This is a genomic window from Streptomyces sp. NPDC059169, from assembly GCF_042755225.1.
GTDB lineage: Bacteria > Actinomycetota > Actinomycetes > Streptomycetales > Streptomycetaceae > Streptomyces.
Genome location: NZ_JBHZCF010000003.1, coordinates 50878 through 68076, shown reverse-complemented (window position 1 = coordinate 68076; position 17199 = coordinate 50878). Strand labels below are relative to the sequence as shown.

The 17199-nt window shown below is 67.7% G+C and carries 8 protein-coding genes and 4 pseudogenes; 7 read left to right on the top strand and 5 right to left on the bottom strand.

Translation table 11 applies throughout. The features are described from left to right. Positions 1 to 126: 126 nt before the first annotated feature. Both ACFXOM_RS06565 and ACFXOM_RS06560 read left to right on the top strand, forming a co-directional pair. Entirely contained in the window at positions 127 to 558 is a 432-nt protein-coding gene (locus tag ACFXOM_RS06565) for an Hsp20/alpha crystallin family protein (RefSeq protein ID WP_384927780.1), read from the top strand. A 110-nt stretch (positions 559 to 668) separates the two neighbouring features. Continuing rightward, positions 669 to 1196: a hypothetical protein gene (locus ACFXOM_RS06560; RefSeq protein WP_384927778.1), complete on the top strand. Its 528-nt coding sequence runs from the start codon at positions 669 to 671 to the stop codon at positions 1194 to 1196. Between the two features lie 133 nt (positions 1197 to 1329). On the opposite strand, the gene ACFXOM_RS06555 is transcribed toward ACFXOM_RS06560, so the two are convergent. The 3 genes and pseudogenes from ACFXOM_RS06555 to ACFXOM_RS06545 all read right to left on the bottom strand — a co-directional run bounded on the left by ACFXOM_RS06555 (position 1330) and on the right by ACFXOM_RS06545 (position 3997). Then, a complete protein-coding gene (locus tag ACFXOM_RS06555; protein WP_384927776.1) occupies positions 1330 to 2445 on the bottom strand; it encodes a hypothetical protein in 1116 nt (371 codons plus the stop codon). Positions 2446 to 2879: 434 nt separating this feature from the next. After that, positions 2880 to 3020 (bottom strand): annotated as a pseudogene (locus ACFXOM_RS06550) (transposase); the annotation flags it as partial. Positions 3021 to 3191: 171 nt separating this feature from the next. Beyond that, a pseudogene (locus ACFXOM_RS06545) lies at positions 3192 to 3997 on the bottom strand (transposase family protein). 71 nt (positions 3998 to 4068) lie between these two features. On the opposite strand from ACFXOM_RS06545, the pseudogene ACFXOM_RS06540 reads away from it, so the two are divergent. From ACFXOM_RS06540 to ACFXOM_RS06530, 3 genes and pseudogenes are all read left to right on the top strand, one after another. After that, positions 4069 to 4305 (top strand): annotated as a pseudogene (locus ACFXOM_RS06540) (transposase); the annotation flags it as partial. 365 nt (positions 4306 to 4670) lie between these two features. After that, on the top strand, positions 4671 to 9332 hold the full coding sequence (locus tag ACFXOM_RS06535; RefSeq protein ID WP_385037172.1) for a glycosyl hydrolase family 18 protein: 4662 nt from the start codon (positions 4671 to 4673) through the stop codon (positions 9330 to 9332). Between the two features lie 76 nt (positions 9333 to 9408). Next, a pseudogene (locus ACFXOM_RS06530) lies at positions 9409 to 10882 on the top strand (IS1380 family transposase). 156 nt (positions 10883 to 11038) lie between these two features. Here ACFXOM_RS06530 and ACFXOM_RS06525 read toward each other — a convergent pair. Further along, a complete protein-coding gene (locus tag ACFXOM_RS06525; protein ID WP_384947475.1) occupies positions 11039 to 11623 on the bottom strand; it encodes a DinB family protein in 585 nt (194 codons plus the stop codon). 265 nt (positions 11624 to 11888) lie between these two features. Between ACFXOM_RS06525 and ACFXOM_RS06520 the strand changes: the two genes are divergently transcribed. Then, positions 11889 to 12410, top strand: coding sequence for a 6-pyruvoyl tetrahydropterin synthase family protein (locus ACFXOM_RS06520; protein ID WP_384947477.1), 522 nt, complete (start codon positions 11889 to 11891; stop codon positions 12408 to 12410). A 623-nt stretch (positions 12411 to 13033) separates the two neighbouring features. Beyond that, positions 13034 to 15631 carry a rifamycin-inactivating phosphotransferase gene (rph, locus tag ACFXOM_RS06515; protein ID WP_385037169.1) on the top strand — a complete coding sequence of 866 codons (2598 nt, stop codon included), beginning with the start codon at positions 13034 to 13036 and terminating at the stop codon, positions 15629 to 15631. A 425-nt stretch (positions 15632 to 16056) separates the two neighbouring features. On the opposite strand, the gene ACFXOM_RS06510 is transcribed toward rph, so the two are convergent. After that, positions 16057 to 17199 (bottom strand): epoxide hydrolase family protein, encoded by a 1143-nt coding sequence (locus ACFXOM_RS06510; protein WP_385037166.1) that lies wholly within the window; start codon positions 17197 to 17199, stop codon positions 16057 to 16059.

Here is a 17199-nt window from a genome sequence, read left to right as displayed (position 1 = left end):
CACCTTTCAGATGCTTGTCATCCAATGGATGACGTAAACGCTTGTCATCCATTGGATGACATGCTACAACGGTGTCAGTGAAGCGCATTGGCAGCAACTGCCCGAACCGCTGGAGGTGTTTCCACGATGTTGATGCGCACCGACCCCTTCCGTGAGCTGGACCGCCTGGCGCAGCAGCTGATGGGCCCGGGTACCTGGTCCAGGCCCTCGCCGATGCCGATGGACGCCTACCGTGAGGGCGATACGTACGTCGTGGCCTTCGACCTCCCCGGCGTCGCCGCGGACGCGATCGACATCGATGTCGAGCGGAACATGCTGACCGTCAAGGCCGAGCGCCGGCCCGTGGCGAAGGCTGAGGACGTCCAGATGGAGCTGTCCGAGCGGCCGCTGGGCGTCTTCTCCCGCCAGATCGTCCTCGCCGACACCCTCGACACCGAGCGCATCGAGGCCGACTACGACGCGGGCGTGCTCACCCTGCGCATTCCGATCGCCGAGCGCGCCAAGCCCCGCAAGATCTCCATCGGCGGCAGTTCCAGCCGCAAGGAGATCTCCGGCTGACATCCGGCGACCCGGACTGCACCGGCACGGAGGACGGGGCAACAGATCTCCCCCTCCCGCCCCGTTCTCCGTCTCCCGTTCCCGACGGTGGGCAGAAGGGACGCTATCCGATGACACTGCGACGCGAGGGGTTCCCCGTACGCGAACGCGACGAGTACGAGACTGCGGAGGAAGCCGTACGAGCGGCCCGCGCGATCCTCGCTCTGCTCGGCACCCACCTCCTCGGAGAGGTCTGCTCCTCGCTCGCGGTACGCCTGCCGGAAGACTTCGCCCTGGTCCTGCTCAACCCGCCGCAAACGCCGAACCGCTGTCTGCGGAGCGGTTCGTCCACGCGACCGACCTCCGTCGCGGACGTCAGGACCGTCGAAAGAGGTCGGGCTTCCACCAGTTCCTCGATCCGCCCGGCCAGCAGCTTCCGCCGGCCACGGACGGCCGGGTGTTGCAACCGCGACCCCAGCACCCGTTCGAACGAGGGATGGATACGGGGCAGCAGGCCCTGGAGCCGGCCGGCGACCCGGTGGCTTTCCCGTAGCCACCGGTGCAGTCCGGTTCCCAGCTCCAGGCGGCGCGCCGCACTGGTCGCCCGGAAAGAGCTGCTTCACCCCTCCGTCGCCTCCTCGAACGAGCGCGACTCCTGACGAATCCTCTCTGCTGACGGCCACCCAGGACCAGGGCGATTCCTTGAGTACGGGTGCCACCATCCCCTGACCTTCGACTTCATGGTGGCGGTGGACTCACTGACGGCGTGCGGAGGATGGCTCGCCGGGGGCGCTAGCTAGGCCGTTCTTGGGTGGTGGGCGAGGTGTCGTCGGTCGGGCTGTGGTGTTTGGCGTGTTTGGCGGCGGTGCCGCGGGCCAGGTCGAAGGCGGCGACGGGATCGGATGCGCTGTGCCATGGTTCGGCGCCGCACCAGGGGCCGATGCGCCGGAACTGTTCGAGGGCGGTGTCGTGGAGACCTGCGCGGTTGAGGTGGTGGGCGAGGCGGTGGCGCAGCGGGGGCAGTGCCCGGTGGTCCGCGGGGACGAGGTCGAGGGAGCGGGCCACGTCCTGCAGGAGGCTTCTCGACGCGTCGACCGACGGGAGCGGGGAGGAGCGTTTGTCGAGTTCGTCGAGGGCGTGGAGGTAGATGCCGGCCAGGGGACTGCCGGCGGGGGCGGCGTGGACGGCTCGCTGCGCGAATTCGAGCATGAGCTGGTCGGTGCCGAACCATTTGTCGCACCAGTACTGCAGGGCCTGCCAGTGGCCTGCGTAGTGGTGGGGCGCGCGGACGATCAAGCCCTCCCAAAGGCGGTGGAAGTCGGGGCCGGTGTACTGCATGCCGCGCGCGGCGGTGATCATGACGACCCAGGGGCCGGGGTTCTTCGGCGCCAGTTCGGCGGCGGCCTTGGCGGCGGTCATGGCGGCGGGGAGGAGTTCGTGGAAGCGCCGCATGTTCCGCGCGGGGACTTGGTGGGCATAGGCGGATCCGCGGATGGCCCAGGCGCGGTGCAGGAGCAGCGAGGCGTGCAGCGTGGCGGCGTCACCGTCCTCGGGCCGGGCGGCGCGCCACTGCTCGACCCAGGCGTCGGACTCCTCGGCGATCTGCTGGAGCAGTTCCAGGCGCGACCAGCGCTCGTCCCAGTTCCGGCCCGCCGCCTCGATGTAGGCGGCGGCCGGGCGCCAGTCGCCGTACCAGGCTGCATCGGCGACAGCCTGCATCTCCTTGTACTCGTAGGCGGGGCGTGGTGGTCCGGCCCGCCGGGCGTCGAGCTGGTCGCGCGGTGGGAGGCCGTACGCGGTGGGGTTGAACCGTTTGCGTACCCAGTACCGAAGGCGCGCGCGGGGGATCCAGCGGATGATGGCGACGGCGACGAACACGGTCGCCAGGAGGGAAAGGAAGGCAGCCACGGGCCGAGATCATCCACCGGACCAGTCACGAAGAGCAACATCTTTGGCCCGGTCTCGGGTTGGGCGGCCGTCTCGGTTCCGGGGCGGTGGTTCCCCACACTCCCCGGGGAAGGGGTGCGCCCTGGCTCCGGCCTGGCGGCCGTCGTCAGGCGGTGAGCGCTGAGCTCCCTGCGCCCTTCGCATGGGCCTGCCGGCGTCAGCGGGTCCCTCGTCATCCGTCTGACCGTCGTCCGCCACGCAGGGGGTGGGGGAATTTGCCGTAGGGGGGCGCGCTGTCCCGGTGCGGTGGTGCCGAGTTGTGCGGTGCCACCCTTGCGTCGGTTGTGCGGCGAGCGAGTGGCCGTCTTGGAGGGTGTCTCACGTGGCACGTTGCGCGCGCTTCTTGGAGCAGGCCAGGTCGGCGGCCAGGCCGAAGAAGGCGAGTAAGCGTGAGCCCTCGCCCCGAGTTCGTCCAGCACCGCCCGGTGCAGCCGATGCCACAGGCCGGCCTCCGTCGATACCGTGAAGCGCCGATGCGCGGTGGAGGGCGACGTGCCGAACGTCGGCGGCAGGTGCCGCCAGGCACAGCCGCTGGTCAGCCTCGCTGTTTCACTTGGGTGCGGCTGGCTTTGGGGCGGAAACGCGAGAGTGCCTTCCTGACCTGGGACGATGAACCTTGCTGAGGGGTTCTGTCGGTCCAGGCGGAGGGCACTTTCTACGTGCAGAGTATCGGGTTGCGTCCCAAGATCCATGTCAGTGAGCTGTTTTCATCCTGAATAGTTGCAGGTCAGCAGGGTGTGGACGGCCTGGACAATGGTGCCGATGCGGCGGGTGGAGCATCGCGCTCGGCGGAGCAGGCGCCAGGACTTCAGCTGCGCGAAGGCGCGTTCGCCGGGTGCTCTGAGTCGGGCGTGGTCGCGGTGGAACTGCTGGTAGTGCTCGGGCTGTTCGCGGTGGCGGTAGTAGGGGGTGCGGACGGTGGCGCCGGCGCCCTGGTAGGCACGGTCCGCGAGGACGAGGATCTGCCGGGCAAGGCAGGCTTGGACGATGCCGTGGGCACGCGCGGCGGTCAGGTCGTGGGTGCGGCCCGGTGTCGCTCGGCAGAACCAGAGCGGTGTGCCGTCCGGCCGGGCGATGACCTGCACGTTCATGCCGTGCTGCTTGTGCTTCTGCGAGTAGTAAGGCTCGTCTGCCTTGATGCGGTCGGTGGGGATGAGAGTGCCGTCGACAAGGACGAAGTCGCCCTCGCCCAGTCCGGTGAGGGCTTCGTGCAGGTCCGGCGCCCACGCCGCGAGTACGTCCAGGGTCTCGTCGACGTAGCGCCAGGCCGTCGCGGTCGAGACACCGAACCCGGCCGCGAGCTGGGCGAACGTTTCGTTCTTCCGCAGGTGGGCCAGGAGGAGAAGTGCCTGTTTGAAGCAGCCGAGCCGTCTCCATGGTGAGTTCAGTTCACGCCTTCGGGCGTAGATGAGCCAGGAGACGTGCTCGACCAGCTCATACGGGACGTCGAGCATGGCAGGATACGGAACCAACAGGACCCCTTGGCCGCCGGTGTGATGAGTGAGATCACCACGCCAACGACGAGGGGCTCTGCTGCGTCACCACCCTTACTGACCAGCCCATTTCACCCCTGCACCCCAGGATTGGCTGGAGATTGTGCAGATCGCCCTCGACCCGCTGGCCTGGATGCCGATGCTCGCCCCGACCGGCAAGGCCAGGCTCTGGGAACCCCGCCGACTACGACTCCGCCTGTTCACCGCGGCCGGACAGTTCGTGACCACCGGCCGTCGGCACATCCTCCGCCTGGCCCGGCACTGGCCCTGGACCGGTCACATCACCGCAGCCCTCGACCGACTCACCCAACTACCCGGCCCTGGCTGACCAGCGGAATCCCGCCCCTACGACAGCACCACCGGCCCGGAGCAGTGGAACCCGGCGCCACCCCGAGGCGACACTCGGGCCCTCAGCCTGCACAGCCTCAACCCACGGCACGAAAACGGTCCACCGACCCGGTCGGCGGGCCGTCACGAAACTTCGAGGTTAACTGCATGTAAGCCGGCCGCTCAACCTGCCCCGACTCTGAAATCATCACCACCGCTCACCACAAAGGCCCCGCCAGTAAGCTGACGGGGCCTCATGAATGATTGAATCCAACTGGTTTCCAACGATTCGGTTGTTCCCGATCTATTGGACATGAGAAATGGGGGGAACTCTTGTTCCGCCGCTTAGTATCCACAGTGGCGGTGGTGGCCGGGCTGGCAGCGTCGCTTGTCGTTCCGGCCGCCGCCACCGATTTCCCTGCGGCCACCACGCCCTTGGTCACCTGGAACATGCAGGGGGCCGGAAACTCGGCACAGGACGGCAGCAAGTGGACCAACACGGTCCAGCGGCTGGCGTTGCAGTTTCCGATCCTGATGCTTCAGGAGGTCGGCCCGCAGCCGCCTCAGAACAGCGTCGCACAGCCTGACCAGACCTTCACCACGACCGACAGCCAGGGCAACACGCATCAGTTCACCGTGCTGCACCGGACCTGGACCGTCGACAGCGGTTACCGCAGTGCCATCCCGACCCGTGAGGTCTACTTCCTGCAGTCCGCCGACGACGCGACCAACCCGCGCCGGATCGGCGGCCGGGTCAACAACGCGCTCGTCCTGACCGAGGCGCCCGACGAGCTGATCGTCGTCGGCAACCCGGTCGACGCCGGCCGGAACGCGCTCGGCGCGCGGTTCGGTAACGAGTGGTACTTCACCATGCACGGCCTGTCCGGCGGTGGCGGTGACTCCGGGACGATGCTGGACGCCATTGACGACCAGCTCGAGAGCCTCGGGAGGCAGCGTGGCGTCACCTACCACGCGACGATCGGTGGCGACTTCAACGTCGAGCCGCACGTCCTCGCCGAACGGACGAGTTTCCCACCGACCATGCGGATCCACAGTCCGGGTACGGCGACCCACCAGAGCGGTGGTCAGCTGGACTACTTCGTCACCACGCACTTCGACCACGACCTGACGGTCACGGTCCGGTCCGAGGGCAATTCCGACCACCGGCCGGTCCAGTCCGGCCAGCTCAATGCGGCCGGCGCCAGCCCGTCGATCGACGAGCTCCGAGTGATGCCGACCGGTGACGGGATCACGGCCGGTGTGCACAGCACCCACGAGGATGGCTTCCGGGACCCCCTGCACAGCATCCTGAAGGGCCTGACCACCATCGCGGTGGTCGGTGGCACGGTGGCCGGTCTCCTCTTCAAGCGCACGGATTTCGTCGGTGAACTGAAGAACGGCAAGCGCGGCGACCCCGACCACATGGGGTTCGACGGCAAGGGCATAGACGACATCAAGGCCGAGGCGATCCCCTCGCTGCAGACGCTGCGACCGAACATGATGACCCTGGTCGCGGGCACGGCCGATCTGGCCGGGGGTGCCGACGGTACGGCGACGGCCGGGAAGATGCAGAGCTTCCTGGACGAGATCTACCGGGCCTCGCCGACGACCACGGTCCTGCTCGGGACCCTGCCGCCGTCGACGAACCCGACGTACCAGGCACGAATCGACGCCTACAACAGCGCGCTCCGCACGATGGCCTACGCCAAGATCGAGGGCGGCGCACGGCTGGTGCTGGTCGATCTGGGCTCGGTCACCCCGCAGGACATCACCAACGAGATCTACCCGACCGACGCCGGCTACCAGAAGATCGCGGACGCCTTCGCGGAAGGAGCTCGGATCGCGGTCCTGCAGCGCATGATCAGCGGCCGCTCGTACGTTTGGGAGCCGATCGGCAAGATCCGGGACGCCGCCGCGACCGGCTCGAAGATCGCGTTCCCCGACCTGAACGGCGATGGCAAGGCCGACTACGCGGTGGTCGGTACGGACGGCAAGGTCACCGGCTGGCAAAACGACGACCCGCGCAAGGCCCCGGTCTCACTGGGCGACATCAGCCCGGCCGACCGCGGGAACAACCCGGCGCTGGTCTATTTCGCCGACCTGGACGATGACGGCAAGGACGACTACATCCGGATCCTGCCGACAGCCGACTCGCCGACTGGCATCCCCGCGATGCGGATGTCGCGGAACACCAGCAGTGGCGACAAGGTCAGCTGGGACAGCGCGACGATCGTCGCGAACAACCTCGGCTACGAGCCGGAGTTGTACTTCACCGACCTCGACGGTGACGGCCGCGACGACCTGATCACGCTGGACCGGATGGGCCTCCCGACAGCCTGGCAGAACAAGGGCAAGGGAATGCCGACTCCGGGCGGCTGGGACAAGGTCGAGAGTTTCGCCACTCCGGGTGAGGCGCGCGGCGCGCAGGTCGCCTTCGCCGACATCACCGGTGACGGCAAGGCCGACACGGTCCGGGTCGAGTACACCACCGGTGAGGTGCGGGCCTGGCAGAACACCGGCGCTCCGTGGAGCGTCACCGCCGGCTGGAAGTCGCTGGGCGTGGTCCGTGCCGACGATCCGTTCCAGGGCACCTTCGGGACCTTCGCCGACCTGAACGGCGACGGGATCGAGGACTTCGCCCTGACCCGCTCCGGTACGACGGCAGCGACGGCGAAGACCGCCGTCACGGCGGCCATGGCGAGCGATGCCGGTGACATCGAGGGCTGGCTGGTGCCGAGCTACGGCGATGGCAGCCGCAGCGACGGCGGTGCCGGTGATCTCGGTGTCAACGGTGGTGTCGGTGACCCGATGGAGTCGCACCCCGGTGGCGACGACGGCGGCCCGCGGCCGGCTGCGTCCGGCGACTGCCGGCCGGACGGTCTGGCGACCACGCCGGGTGTGGCGACGCCGTACTGCAAGGTCTATCAGAGTGACGGCCGGGAATGGCTCGGCCAGGGCCGGGGCCGCCGGGTCGTGGGCTACTTCAACGGTGGCCGCACGGGCGCCGACGGCACGCCGCACTACCTGGTGAAGAACATCCCGTGGTCGAAGGTGACCCACCTCAACTACGCGTTCGCGTCGGTGGAGAACAACCAGATCAAGGTCGACTCGAACGCCACCCAGAAGGAGTGGCCCGGCGAGGTCGGCGCCGAGATGGATCCCTCGCTGCCCTACAAGGGGCACTTCAACCAGATGACGAAGTACAAACGCCTGCACCCGCGGGTGAAGACGCTGATCTCGGTCGGTGGCTGGGCCGGTTCCGGTGGCTTCTACGCGATGACCACCAACGCCGACGGCTCGGTCAACCAGGGCGGGATCGACACGTTCTCGCGCTCGGTCGTGGACTTCCTGCGGACCTACGGATTCGACGGTGTCGACATCGACTTCGAGTACCCCACGGTCCTCGAGGACACCGGCAATCCGACCGACTGGGCGGTGTCAAACCCGCGTCGCAGGGGTCTGCCCACGACGTACGACGCGCTGATGAAAACGCTGCGGGACTCGCTGAACCGGGCTTCGGTCGCGGACAACAAGTACTACCTGCTCACCTCGGCGTCGACGGCCTCCGGCTACCTGGCCCGCGGGATGGCGAACCAGACCGCGCTGGACTACCAGGACTTCACCAACCTGATGGCCTACGACTACCACGGCACCTGGAACGACGTCGTGGGTCCGAACGCGGCGCTGTTCGACGACGGCAAGGACCCGGAACTGGCCGATCAGTACGCCACTCCGGAGTACGGGAAGATCGGGTACTTCAACACCCATTGGGCGATGACGTACATGCGGGGCGCGATGCAGGCTGGGCGCGTCAACATCGGTGTGCCCTACTACACGCGTGGCTGGCAGAATGCCACCGGCGGTACAAACGGTCTGTGGGGCACGTCGCAGAAGCCGGGCGGCTGCGAGCCGGGTACGGGCCTCAAGCGGCCGTGTGGTGACGGTGCCATCGGCATCGACAACATCTGGCACGACGAGACCAACAACGGCAGCGAGCTCGGCTCCGGGACGAACCCGCTGTGGCACACGAAGAACCTGGAGAAGAACATCACGCCGGTCTACGCACGCAGCGTCGGGCTGACGCCGGAGACCGACATCACCGACCGGCGCACGGGCCAGTACACCCGGCACTGGGACGACACCACGAAGACGTCGTGGCTGTGGAACGCCGAGAAGAAGGTGTTCCTGTCGACCGAGGACGAGCAGGGCATCGACGCGGTCACCGATCTGATCAAGTCGACCGGTGCGGGTGGCGTGATGATGTGGGAGCTCGGCGGCGACTACTCCTGCCCGGCGGACGTCCAGCCAGACACCCCGTGCGGGATGGGGTACACGCTGACCACCCGGCTGAACGAGAAGCTCGGCAATATCGGCGCCTATGACAACAATCTGCGCACCGGCAGCAGTGGTGTCGCGCCGACGGTGACCACCAACCTGAGCGTCGAGATGGTCAACTACCCGACCGCCACGGCGAACCTGTGGCCGTTGCAGCCGACCGTCCGGATCACCAACAACACCGGGCGCACGCTCGGCGGTGGCAAGGACACGAAGCTGTCGTTCGACATTCCAGTCTCGACGTCACCGCTGGTCAAGGACGCCAACTGGCAGACCGGTGCCCAAGGTGGCCAGTGGAAGCTGACGCCCGGTACGACGTTCCACCGGGTCAGCACGACGCTGGACTACTGCCAGATCATCCCGGCCGGGAAGTCGCTCGACCTGCCGATCATCTACTTCCTCCCGATCACCGGTCCGGTGAACACGAGTCTGTCGATCGGCGGTACGGCGTACGCACCGGCGACCGACAACCTCAAGGGACTCGGTAGGGCGACCCCGCCGGCCGGTGGTTGTAATGCCGCGAACTGGGACGCGACCAAGATCTACTCCCCGGCCAGCCAGCCGATCGAGCAGACCACGGTCAAGTACAACGGCAAGGTCTGGAAGGCCAAGTGGGAGACGAAGGGCAGCCCCCCGGGCACCGGAGCCGACGCCGACCACGAGCCCTGGAAACTGATCGGCGACGCCATCTGACCGTTTAGGAGCGCCTAGCCCGCGTGTTTCACTTGCGGCGGTGTCCGAGTCTTGATCGGAAAAGCGAAAGTGCCTTCTGGGCTGGGATGATGAGGCTTGTCCAAGGTCTCCGTCATCCCAGCAGGAAGGCACTTTCTGCGTGCACCCGACCCGGTCGCGTCCCAAGCTCGTCGTGTCGGCCGATGGTCACGGGGCGGCCAGCCACGCCGGATCCCGCTTGCTGGCCGATCTCTCCGATGTCACTGACCTGACCGGCGCCTTCACGGACGCACTGCGTCAGCTGCGACCGCGTGGCACCGGGCACGGCCCCGGCCGAATCGCGGTCGATCTCGCGGTCATGCTCGCCGACGGCGGCGAGGCGATAGCGGACCTGGCCCTGCTGCGCGACCAGGCGGAGGTGTTCGGCCCCGTCGCCTCCACCCCGACCGCCTGGCGCCTGCTGGCCGGCAATCGACCCGGCTGCACTCGCCCGCCTGCGCTCGGCCAGGGCCATCGCCCGCGAAATCGCCTGGATGCAGGCCACCGACACCGGCCCCGGGATGCCCGTAGCCCGCGCGGGCGGACGCGACCTTGCGGGCCTTGTCCTGGACCTCGACGCCACACTCGTCACCTGCCACTCCGAGAAGGAGCAGGCCGCGGCCACCTACAAGCGCGGCTTCGGCTACCACCCGCTGCTCTGCTTCCTGTACAACACCGGCGAAGCCCTGGCCGGAGTGCTGCGGCCAGGCAACGCCGGCGCCAACACCGCCGCCGACCACATCGCCGTCCTCGATGCGGCCCTGGCCCAGATCCCCGACGCCCACCGCCACGGCACTCCCACCCTCATCCGCACCGACAGCGCCGGAGGCACCAAAGCCTTCCTCGCTCACATCCGGGCCCTGCGCTCGCGCGGCAGCCACACGTTCTTCTCGGTCGGACACCCTGTCACCGAACCGGCCCGCCGCGCGATCCGCGCCCTGCCCGAACACGTCTGGCATCCCGCGCTGGAGCAGGACGGCTCCCTGCGCACCGCAGCGGAGGTCGCCGAGCTGACCGGCATGGTGGACCAGGACGGCTATCCCGAAGGCACACGGATCGTCGTGCGGCGTGAGCACCCGCACCCCGGCGCACAGCTGTCCCTGTTCGACCTCGACGAGGGCATGCACCACCAGGTCTTCCTCACCGACACCCCCTACGGCGACTGCGAAGGCTCATTGCAGCACCTGGAAGCCCGCCACCGGGCGCACGCCCGCGTCGAGGACCGCATCCGCTGCGGCAAGACCACCGGTTTCGGTCGCTTCCCCTCGCGGCACTTCGCCATCAACCAAGCCTGGCTGGAGTTGTCCCTGACCGCCCTCGACCTGCTCGCCTGGATGCGCACGCTGCTGCCGGAAGGCGAACTGGCCACCGCCGAACCGAAGAAGCTCCGCTACCGGCTGCTGCACGCAGCTGCCCGCATCACCCGAGGCGGTCGCCGTCTGCATCTGCGGATCTCCGCGTCCTGGCCCTGGCGAATCGAGCTGACCAGCGCATTCGCCCGTCTCACAGCCCTTCCACGGCCGGCCACCTGAACCACGGCACCGCCCCTGACCACCCACGACCCGAGGAACCCCGGAGAACCCGATCCACGCGTCGCGCCCCGGCCATGCCCACACAGCCACGAACGACCGAAACCACCGCTTCACCCGGATCCGACCAGCTCAGCCACGCGAAGCGAAACAGGGAGGCTAGGCCTTGGTGGGTACGGTCGACCTAGCGGCCTGCTCGATCTTCGCGCAGTAGGCCGCACGGGCCTGCTCGTCGAGCTGCTGCTCGTGTTCGGCACGCAACCCGGTCCGGCCGTCGAGACCCTCGCGCAGGATATCGGCGTGCCCGGCATGCCGGATGGACTCGCCGAGGACATGGATCATGACGGTGAACAGGTTCGTGTCGGCATGAGGCTCCGGCCACCACGGCACGTGGCCAGGAGCGTCGAGGGGAAGCTCGTTGATCGTCGCGTCTGCGTGTTCCCACGTGCGCTGGTAGAACCCGATGATCTGACCGCTGGTCTCGCTCTCGGTCGCCCACAGATCGCTGCCGTTGGAGTCCTGCCACCGGGGCAGCGGTTCCGGGGAAGGGCGGTCGAAGACCTCGCCGAAGTACCTGGCCTCGACGGTGGCCACGTGTTTGACCAGGCCGAGGAGGTTGGTCCCGGTCGCTGTCAAAGGTCGGCGGGCGTCGTATTCCGACAAGCCGTCGAGTTTCCAGAGGAGCGCCTTGCGGTCCCGCCGCAGCCTCCCATGCAGGTTGTCTTTCGCGAATTCATCGATCATGCGGCATGAGCCTGCCACGGGCTGCGCGTGGTCTCAAGATCTCCGTACGTGGTCCACAACGACCGACGGAGCCGAGGCCTGCCCATCGTCGCCGCACTGACTTGCTCCAAGAAGCTCGCGCAACGTGCCACGTGAGACAACCTCCCAGAGGGCGGTCTGCGCCGAAGACCGTACAGACCCCCCTTGGAGTGGATGGCTCCGGCGTGGTTCCCGTGGAAGGCGGAGCGGTCGTGCTGAGGTGATCGGACGGCCAGTCAGTGCGGTCATGTCGGGCCGATTCGACGATGTGGAAGGGATGGCGATGGGGTACACAATCACGCAGTCCTTCATGATTGACATCGGCCACCGCACCTGGACCCAGAACATTCTGGAGAGCCGTGGAAGCGAGTTCTATGACGGCTCCACAGTGGTGGACAAATGTGCGAACATTCATGGTCACACCATCATCCTGGCGGCCACCCTGGCGGGGGACGCTCTCGACTCCGAGCAATTCCTCATGCACACGGATCTGTTGAGCGGAGCCCTTGAGCCCGTTCTCGACGAGATGGATCACGCACTCATCCTCGACCGGAACGATCCCTTGTACGGGGATCTTGCGTCGATCGTCGAGCGCGGCGGCCTGAAGCTCTACACCGTCTCCTTCTCGCCTTCGTTCGAGTTTCTGGCACGGCACGTCCACGACCGGCTCAAAGAGGCGTTGGACGCGTCAGAGGTCAGGAGCGTGCTCCGGATCAAGGAAGTGAAACTCTCCGGTGAGCAGACGATTGAGGCGACGTACTCCGAGTGAAGCCCTGCCGACAACGATCCGGGTGTGACCGCCCCTGATATCCGTGCTGGACCTGCTCCCGCTTGGCCATGAGGGTCCCCCACCGAAGACGGCGTTGTGCGTCAGAGCAGGCTACGGGGCTCTGCCAGAAGTGTCAGTGCCGTTCCCACAACGGGGTTTGGACCCGACTCCGTGGCGGGTGGAGCGGCGGTGTGCCTCGCCGGTCGCGAGGACTCCACCGACGTCGTGACGGTTGGCTCGACGGCGGTTCTTCGAGCCCGCGGTGGTCGGCCTGGGCCGGGCCGGGATGGTTCCGGTGCACCCTCTGCGGACGCGGGAAGGTGTCAGTGCCGCTCGTCCCCGTTACGCGATGCGCCACTGCCTCCGCGACATCATGTCCGTCCCGGCAGACGGCCAAAGAAAAAGGCAAGGAGTGCACCCTTCTTGCCACTCTCAACGTATACCGCGACAAGGGGCTTGCGGCAAGACCCCGATCTTGACGCAGAATCGTCGGCCGAGTCCACAACCCGCAGGAACGGGAGCACCACGTGCACGTACCGACATGGTCGGCAGATTCCAGCAGCGCCGGTGATGAAGGCGGCCACCACGGTGCAGCGGAGCACCCTTGCCCCGGAGGTGTCGGAATGATCGAGCCGTATGTGCTGGATCTCCGGGAGATCGACGCGGCGCACGTCCCGGTCGTCGGCGGCAAGGGCGCGCACCTGGGCGGGCTGTCGAGGATCGAAGGCATCCGCGTGCCGGCCGGTTTCTGCGTGACCACGGATGCGTTCCGGAGGATCACGGCGGACACGCCGTCGATCGACGACCGGCTCGATCAGCTGTCGCGCGTGGATCCGGACGATCGGGAGGCGATCCGCGCACTGAGCGCGCAGATTCGCCGGATCATCGAAGAAATCGTCATCCCTGATGATCTCGCGGTGGCGATCACCCGCGCGCTCACTCGGCTGGGCGAGCACGCCGCCTACGCCGTCCGGTCCAGTGCGACGGCGGAGGACCTACCGACGGCCTCCTTCGCCGGCCAGCAGGACTCGTACCTGAACGTCGTGGGGCAGACGGCGATCCTCCAGCACGTTGGCCGGTGTTGGGCCTCGCTGTTCACCGAGCGGGCCGTGACCTACCGCCAGCGCAACGGCATCGACCACCGCACGGTCCACATGGCCGTGCTCGTGCAGCAGATGGTCCTCCCGCGTGCGTCCGGCATCCTGTTCACCGCCGACCCCGTCACGGGCAACCGGACGGTCGCCACCGTGGAAGCCGGCCTCGGCCTCGGCGAGGCCCTGGTCTCCGGCCTGGTGGACCCGGACGTCTTCACGGTGCGAGACGGCGAAGTCGTCTCCAGGGTGATCGCTGCCAAACAGCGGGCCGTCCACGCCCTGCCGACCGGCGGCACGCAGGAAGCGGCCGTCAACCCGCAGCAACAGCAGCAACCGGCCCTGGCAGATGCGCAGGCGCTCCATCTCGTGCGGCTCGGACGGCGGATCGAAGCGCACTTCGGTCGTCCGCAGGACATCGAATGGTGCCTGGACGATGAAGGGTTCCAGATCGTGCAGAGCCGGCCGATCACCACGCTTTTCCCCATTCCCGAGAACGGCGACCAGGAGAACCACGTCTACGTCTCCGTCGGTCACCAGCAGATGATGACCGACCCCATGAAGCCCCTGGGGCTCTCCATGTGGCAGCTGACGGCCATGGTGCCGATGCACGAGGCCGGCGGGAGGCTGTTCGTCGACGTCACCTCGCGCCTGGCCTCGCCCGCGAGCCGCGTCGGCCTCCTGGACCTCATGGGGAAGGGCGATCCGCTGGTCAGGGACGCCCTGGAGACCGTCCTTTCCCGTGACGGCTTCGTCCCCACCTGCCCGGACCCGCACCCCGCCGCTCCGCCGGCCCGCGGCGCGTCCGCGCTGATCGAGACCGATCCGGCCATCGTCACCGGACTGATCGAGCGCAGCCAGGCGTCCGTCGCCGCCCTTCGAGACGGCATCCGCACGAAGACCGGACCAGCGCTGTTCGACTTCCTGCTCGAGGCATTCGAGGAGCACAAACGAGCCCTCGGCGATCCGCTGAGCCTTCAGGCCATCATGGCGGGGATGGACGCCACGTGGTGGCTCAACGACAGGCTTCAAGAGTGGCTTGGCGAGAAGAATGCGGCCGACACCCTCACGCTCTCGGCTCCCGACAACATCACGTCGCAGATGGGGCTGGCACTGCTCGACGTCGCGGACGTGGTCCGCCCGCATCCAGAGGTCGTCGGGTTCCTGGAAGGCGTCGAGGACGATTGCTTCCTTGAGGAGTTGGCGAAGCTCGCGGGCGGTGCCGAGGCACGCGACGCCATCGAGGGGTATCTCGACCGGTACGGCATGCGCTGCGTCGGCGAGATCGACATCACGAGGCCGCGCTGGCGGGAGCGTCCTACCACGCTCGTGCCCGTGATCCTCGACCACGTCAGGACCTTCGAACCGGGTGCTGCCCAGCGGCGCTTCGAGGAAGGGCGGCAGAAGGCACGGCAAAAGGAACAGGACGTGCTGTCACGCCTGCGGGCCCTTCCGGACGGAGAGCGGAAGGCCGAGGAGACCCGGCGGATGATCGACCGCGTCCGCACCTTCATCGGGTACCGGGAGTACCCGAAGTACGCCATCATCAGCCGCTACTTCGTCTACAAGCAGGCCCTGATGGCGGAGGCCGAGCGCCTCGTGCGCGCAGGCCTGCTCCCTGAGAAGGAGGACATCTTCTACGTCACCTTCCAGGAACTCCACCACGTCGTACGCTCCCACCAGGTGGATGTCCGGCTCATCCAGCAGCGCAAGGACGCGTTCCGCTGGTACCACACGCTCAATCCACCGCGGGTTCTCACCTCGGACGGGGAGGCCCTCAGCGGGGCGCACCGGCGCGACGACGTGCCGGCAGGCGCCCTGATCGGTCTGCCGGTGTCCACCGGAACCGTCGAAGGACGGGCACGCGTCGTCCTCGACATGGCCGAGGCAGACCTCGAACCGGGCGACATCCTGGTCACCACCCTCACGGACCCCAGCTGGTCGCCGCTGTTCGTCGCCATCACCGGCCTGGTGACGGAAGTGGGCGGACTGATGACTCATGGTGCCGTGATCGCCCGGGAGTACGGCTTGCCGGCCGTCGTGGGCGTCGAGCAGGCCACCCGACGGATCCGGGACGGGCAAGAGATCCGCGTGCACGGAACCGACGGGTACATCGAGATCCTGTCCTGACCCACCACGTGGCGCGACGTTCGGGATGAACACATGCCAGAAGGGGAGCGCTCCGGTCCGGCGGAGCGTTCTTGTCCGAGGCCCGAGGCCCGAGGCCCGAGGCCCGGCCCGGCATGCCCGGCTCGGGTCGACCCGCGGGCGGAGAGGGCACGCCGCGACGTCCTGGCGTCGGACAGTCGAGACGCGGAGCGACCTCCTGAACGTCGCGCTCCCGCTGGTCACCTTCCAGCGGTCCTGTCCGTTCCCGCCCGGCATCCTTCCCGACGACGAGGCGGTCACCTCGGTCCCGACCCTGCGGTCATACGAGCGGGACGAGATCGAGGCGTCGCCGAACACCGCCGGGTCCGAGGTCGACGAGGTCTGGGACGTGGCGGACAGGACGGGCCCTGAACGGGTCTTCGCAGCCCGCAGACCCTGACGTGGAGTCAGGAAATGCCGTGGAAGAAGGTCCGGATGTCGTCCGCGAGCAGCCTCGTCTCCTCCATTGCGGGGAAGTGACCGCCCTCAGTGAACTCGCTCCAGTGGCCCATCGCCTTACACGGGTCAACCACGCGCCGCACGAGCGGATGGGTGTCGAACACGGCCCATCCGGACGGCACGCCGGAGGCCATGACCAAGTCGACTCCGGAGTGCTCGGACTCGTAGTAGAACTGCGCGCTCGAAGCGCCGCTGCGGGTGAACCAGTACAGGCTGATATTCGTGAGGAGCTGGTCGCGGTCGACCGACTCGTCCGGCGTCCGATAGGCGCCGTCGGCCTTGGTCTTGAACTTCTCGGCGATCCACGCGAGCTGACCGACCGGCGAGTCGGTGAGCGCCGCACCGATCGTGTCGGGACGGTGGTCCTGCATCTCGAGATACCCGCGCTCGGCCGCATCCTCGGTGCGCACCGCCTCGAGCTGGGCGATCTCGTCATCGGACAGACCGTCGGGGTAGGGGAACTTGTCGCCGATCAACCCGAGCCACCGGGGGTCGCTGCCGATGTGCATGCCGATGACGCGCTCCGGGTAGAGCGCCGCGAGGCGGCTGGTGGTGCCCGCACCGATGTCGGTGCCGTGGGCGGCGAACCTCTCGTAGCCGAGACGCGTCATGATCTCCGCGTAGGCCTCCGTCGTCCGTGCCAGCTCCCAGCCGGTCCCTGACAGCGGGGTGGAGAACCCGAAGCCGGGCAACGACGGGATGACCACGTGGAACTCATCGGTCAGCAGCGGGATGAGTCGCTGGTACTCGACGAACGAGCCGGGCCAGCCGTGGTTCAGGATCAGTGGGGCGGCCTCCGGGTTCGTCGATCGCGCGTGGACGACGTGGAACGTCTGGCCGTTGACGACCGTCGTGAACTGTTCGTGCTCGTTGAGCTTCTCCTCCTGCGCACGCCAGTCGAACCCGTCGCGCCAGTACTCGGCGAGCTCCTTCAGGTACACCAGCGGGATGCCGCGGCTGAAGTCGGTGCGATCGTCTCGGCCCGGCACGGGGATCGGCCAGCGTGTGTGTGCCAGCCGGTTGCGCAGGTCGTCGATGTCGGCCTGCGGGATGTCGATGCGGAACGGTGTGAGTGCGTTGCTCTCGTTCAT

Coding starts and splice junctions, on each gene's coding strand:
- ACFXOM_RS06525 (WP_384947475.1), bottom strand. CDS start 11,623: ATGATCGATGAATTCGCGAAAGACAACCTGCATGGGAGGCTGCGGCGG.
- ACFXOM_RS06510 (WP_385037166.1), bottom strand. CDS start 17,199: ATGAACGAGAGCAACGCACTCACACCGTTCCGCATCGACATCCCGCAG.
- ACFXOM_RS06520 (WP_384947477.1), top strand. CDS start 11,889: ATGTCGGGCCGATTCGACGATGTGGAAGGGATGGCGATGGGGTACACA.
- ACFXOM_RS06565 (WP_384927780.1), top strand. CDS start 127: ATGTTGATGCGCACCGACCCCTTCCGTGAGCTGGACCGCCTGGCGCAG.
- rph (WP_385037169.1), top strand. CDS start 13,034: ATGATCGAGCCGTATGTGCTGGATCTCCGGGAGATCGACGCGGCGCAC.
- ACFXOM_RS06560 (WP_384927778.1), top strand. CDS start 669: ATGACACTGCGACGCGAGGGGTTCCCCGTACGCGAACGCGACGAGTAC.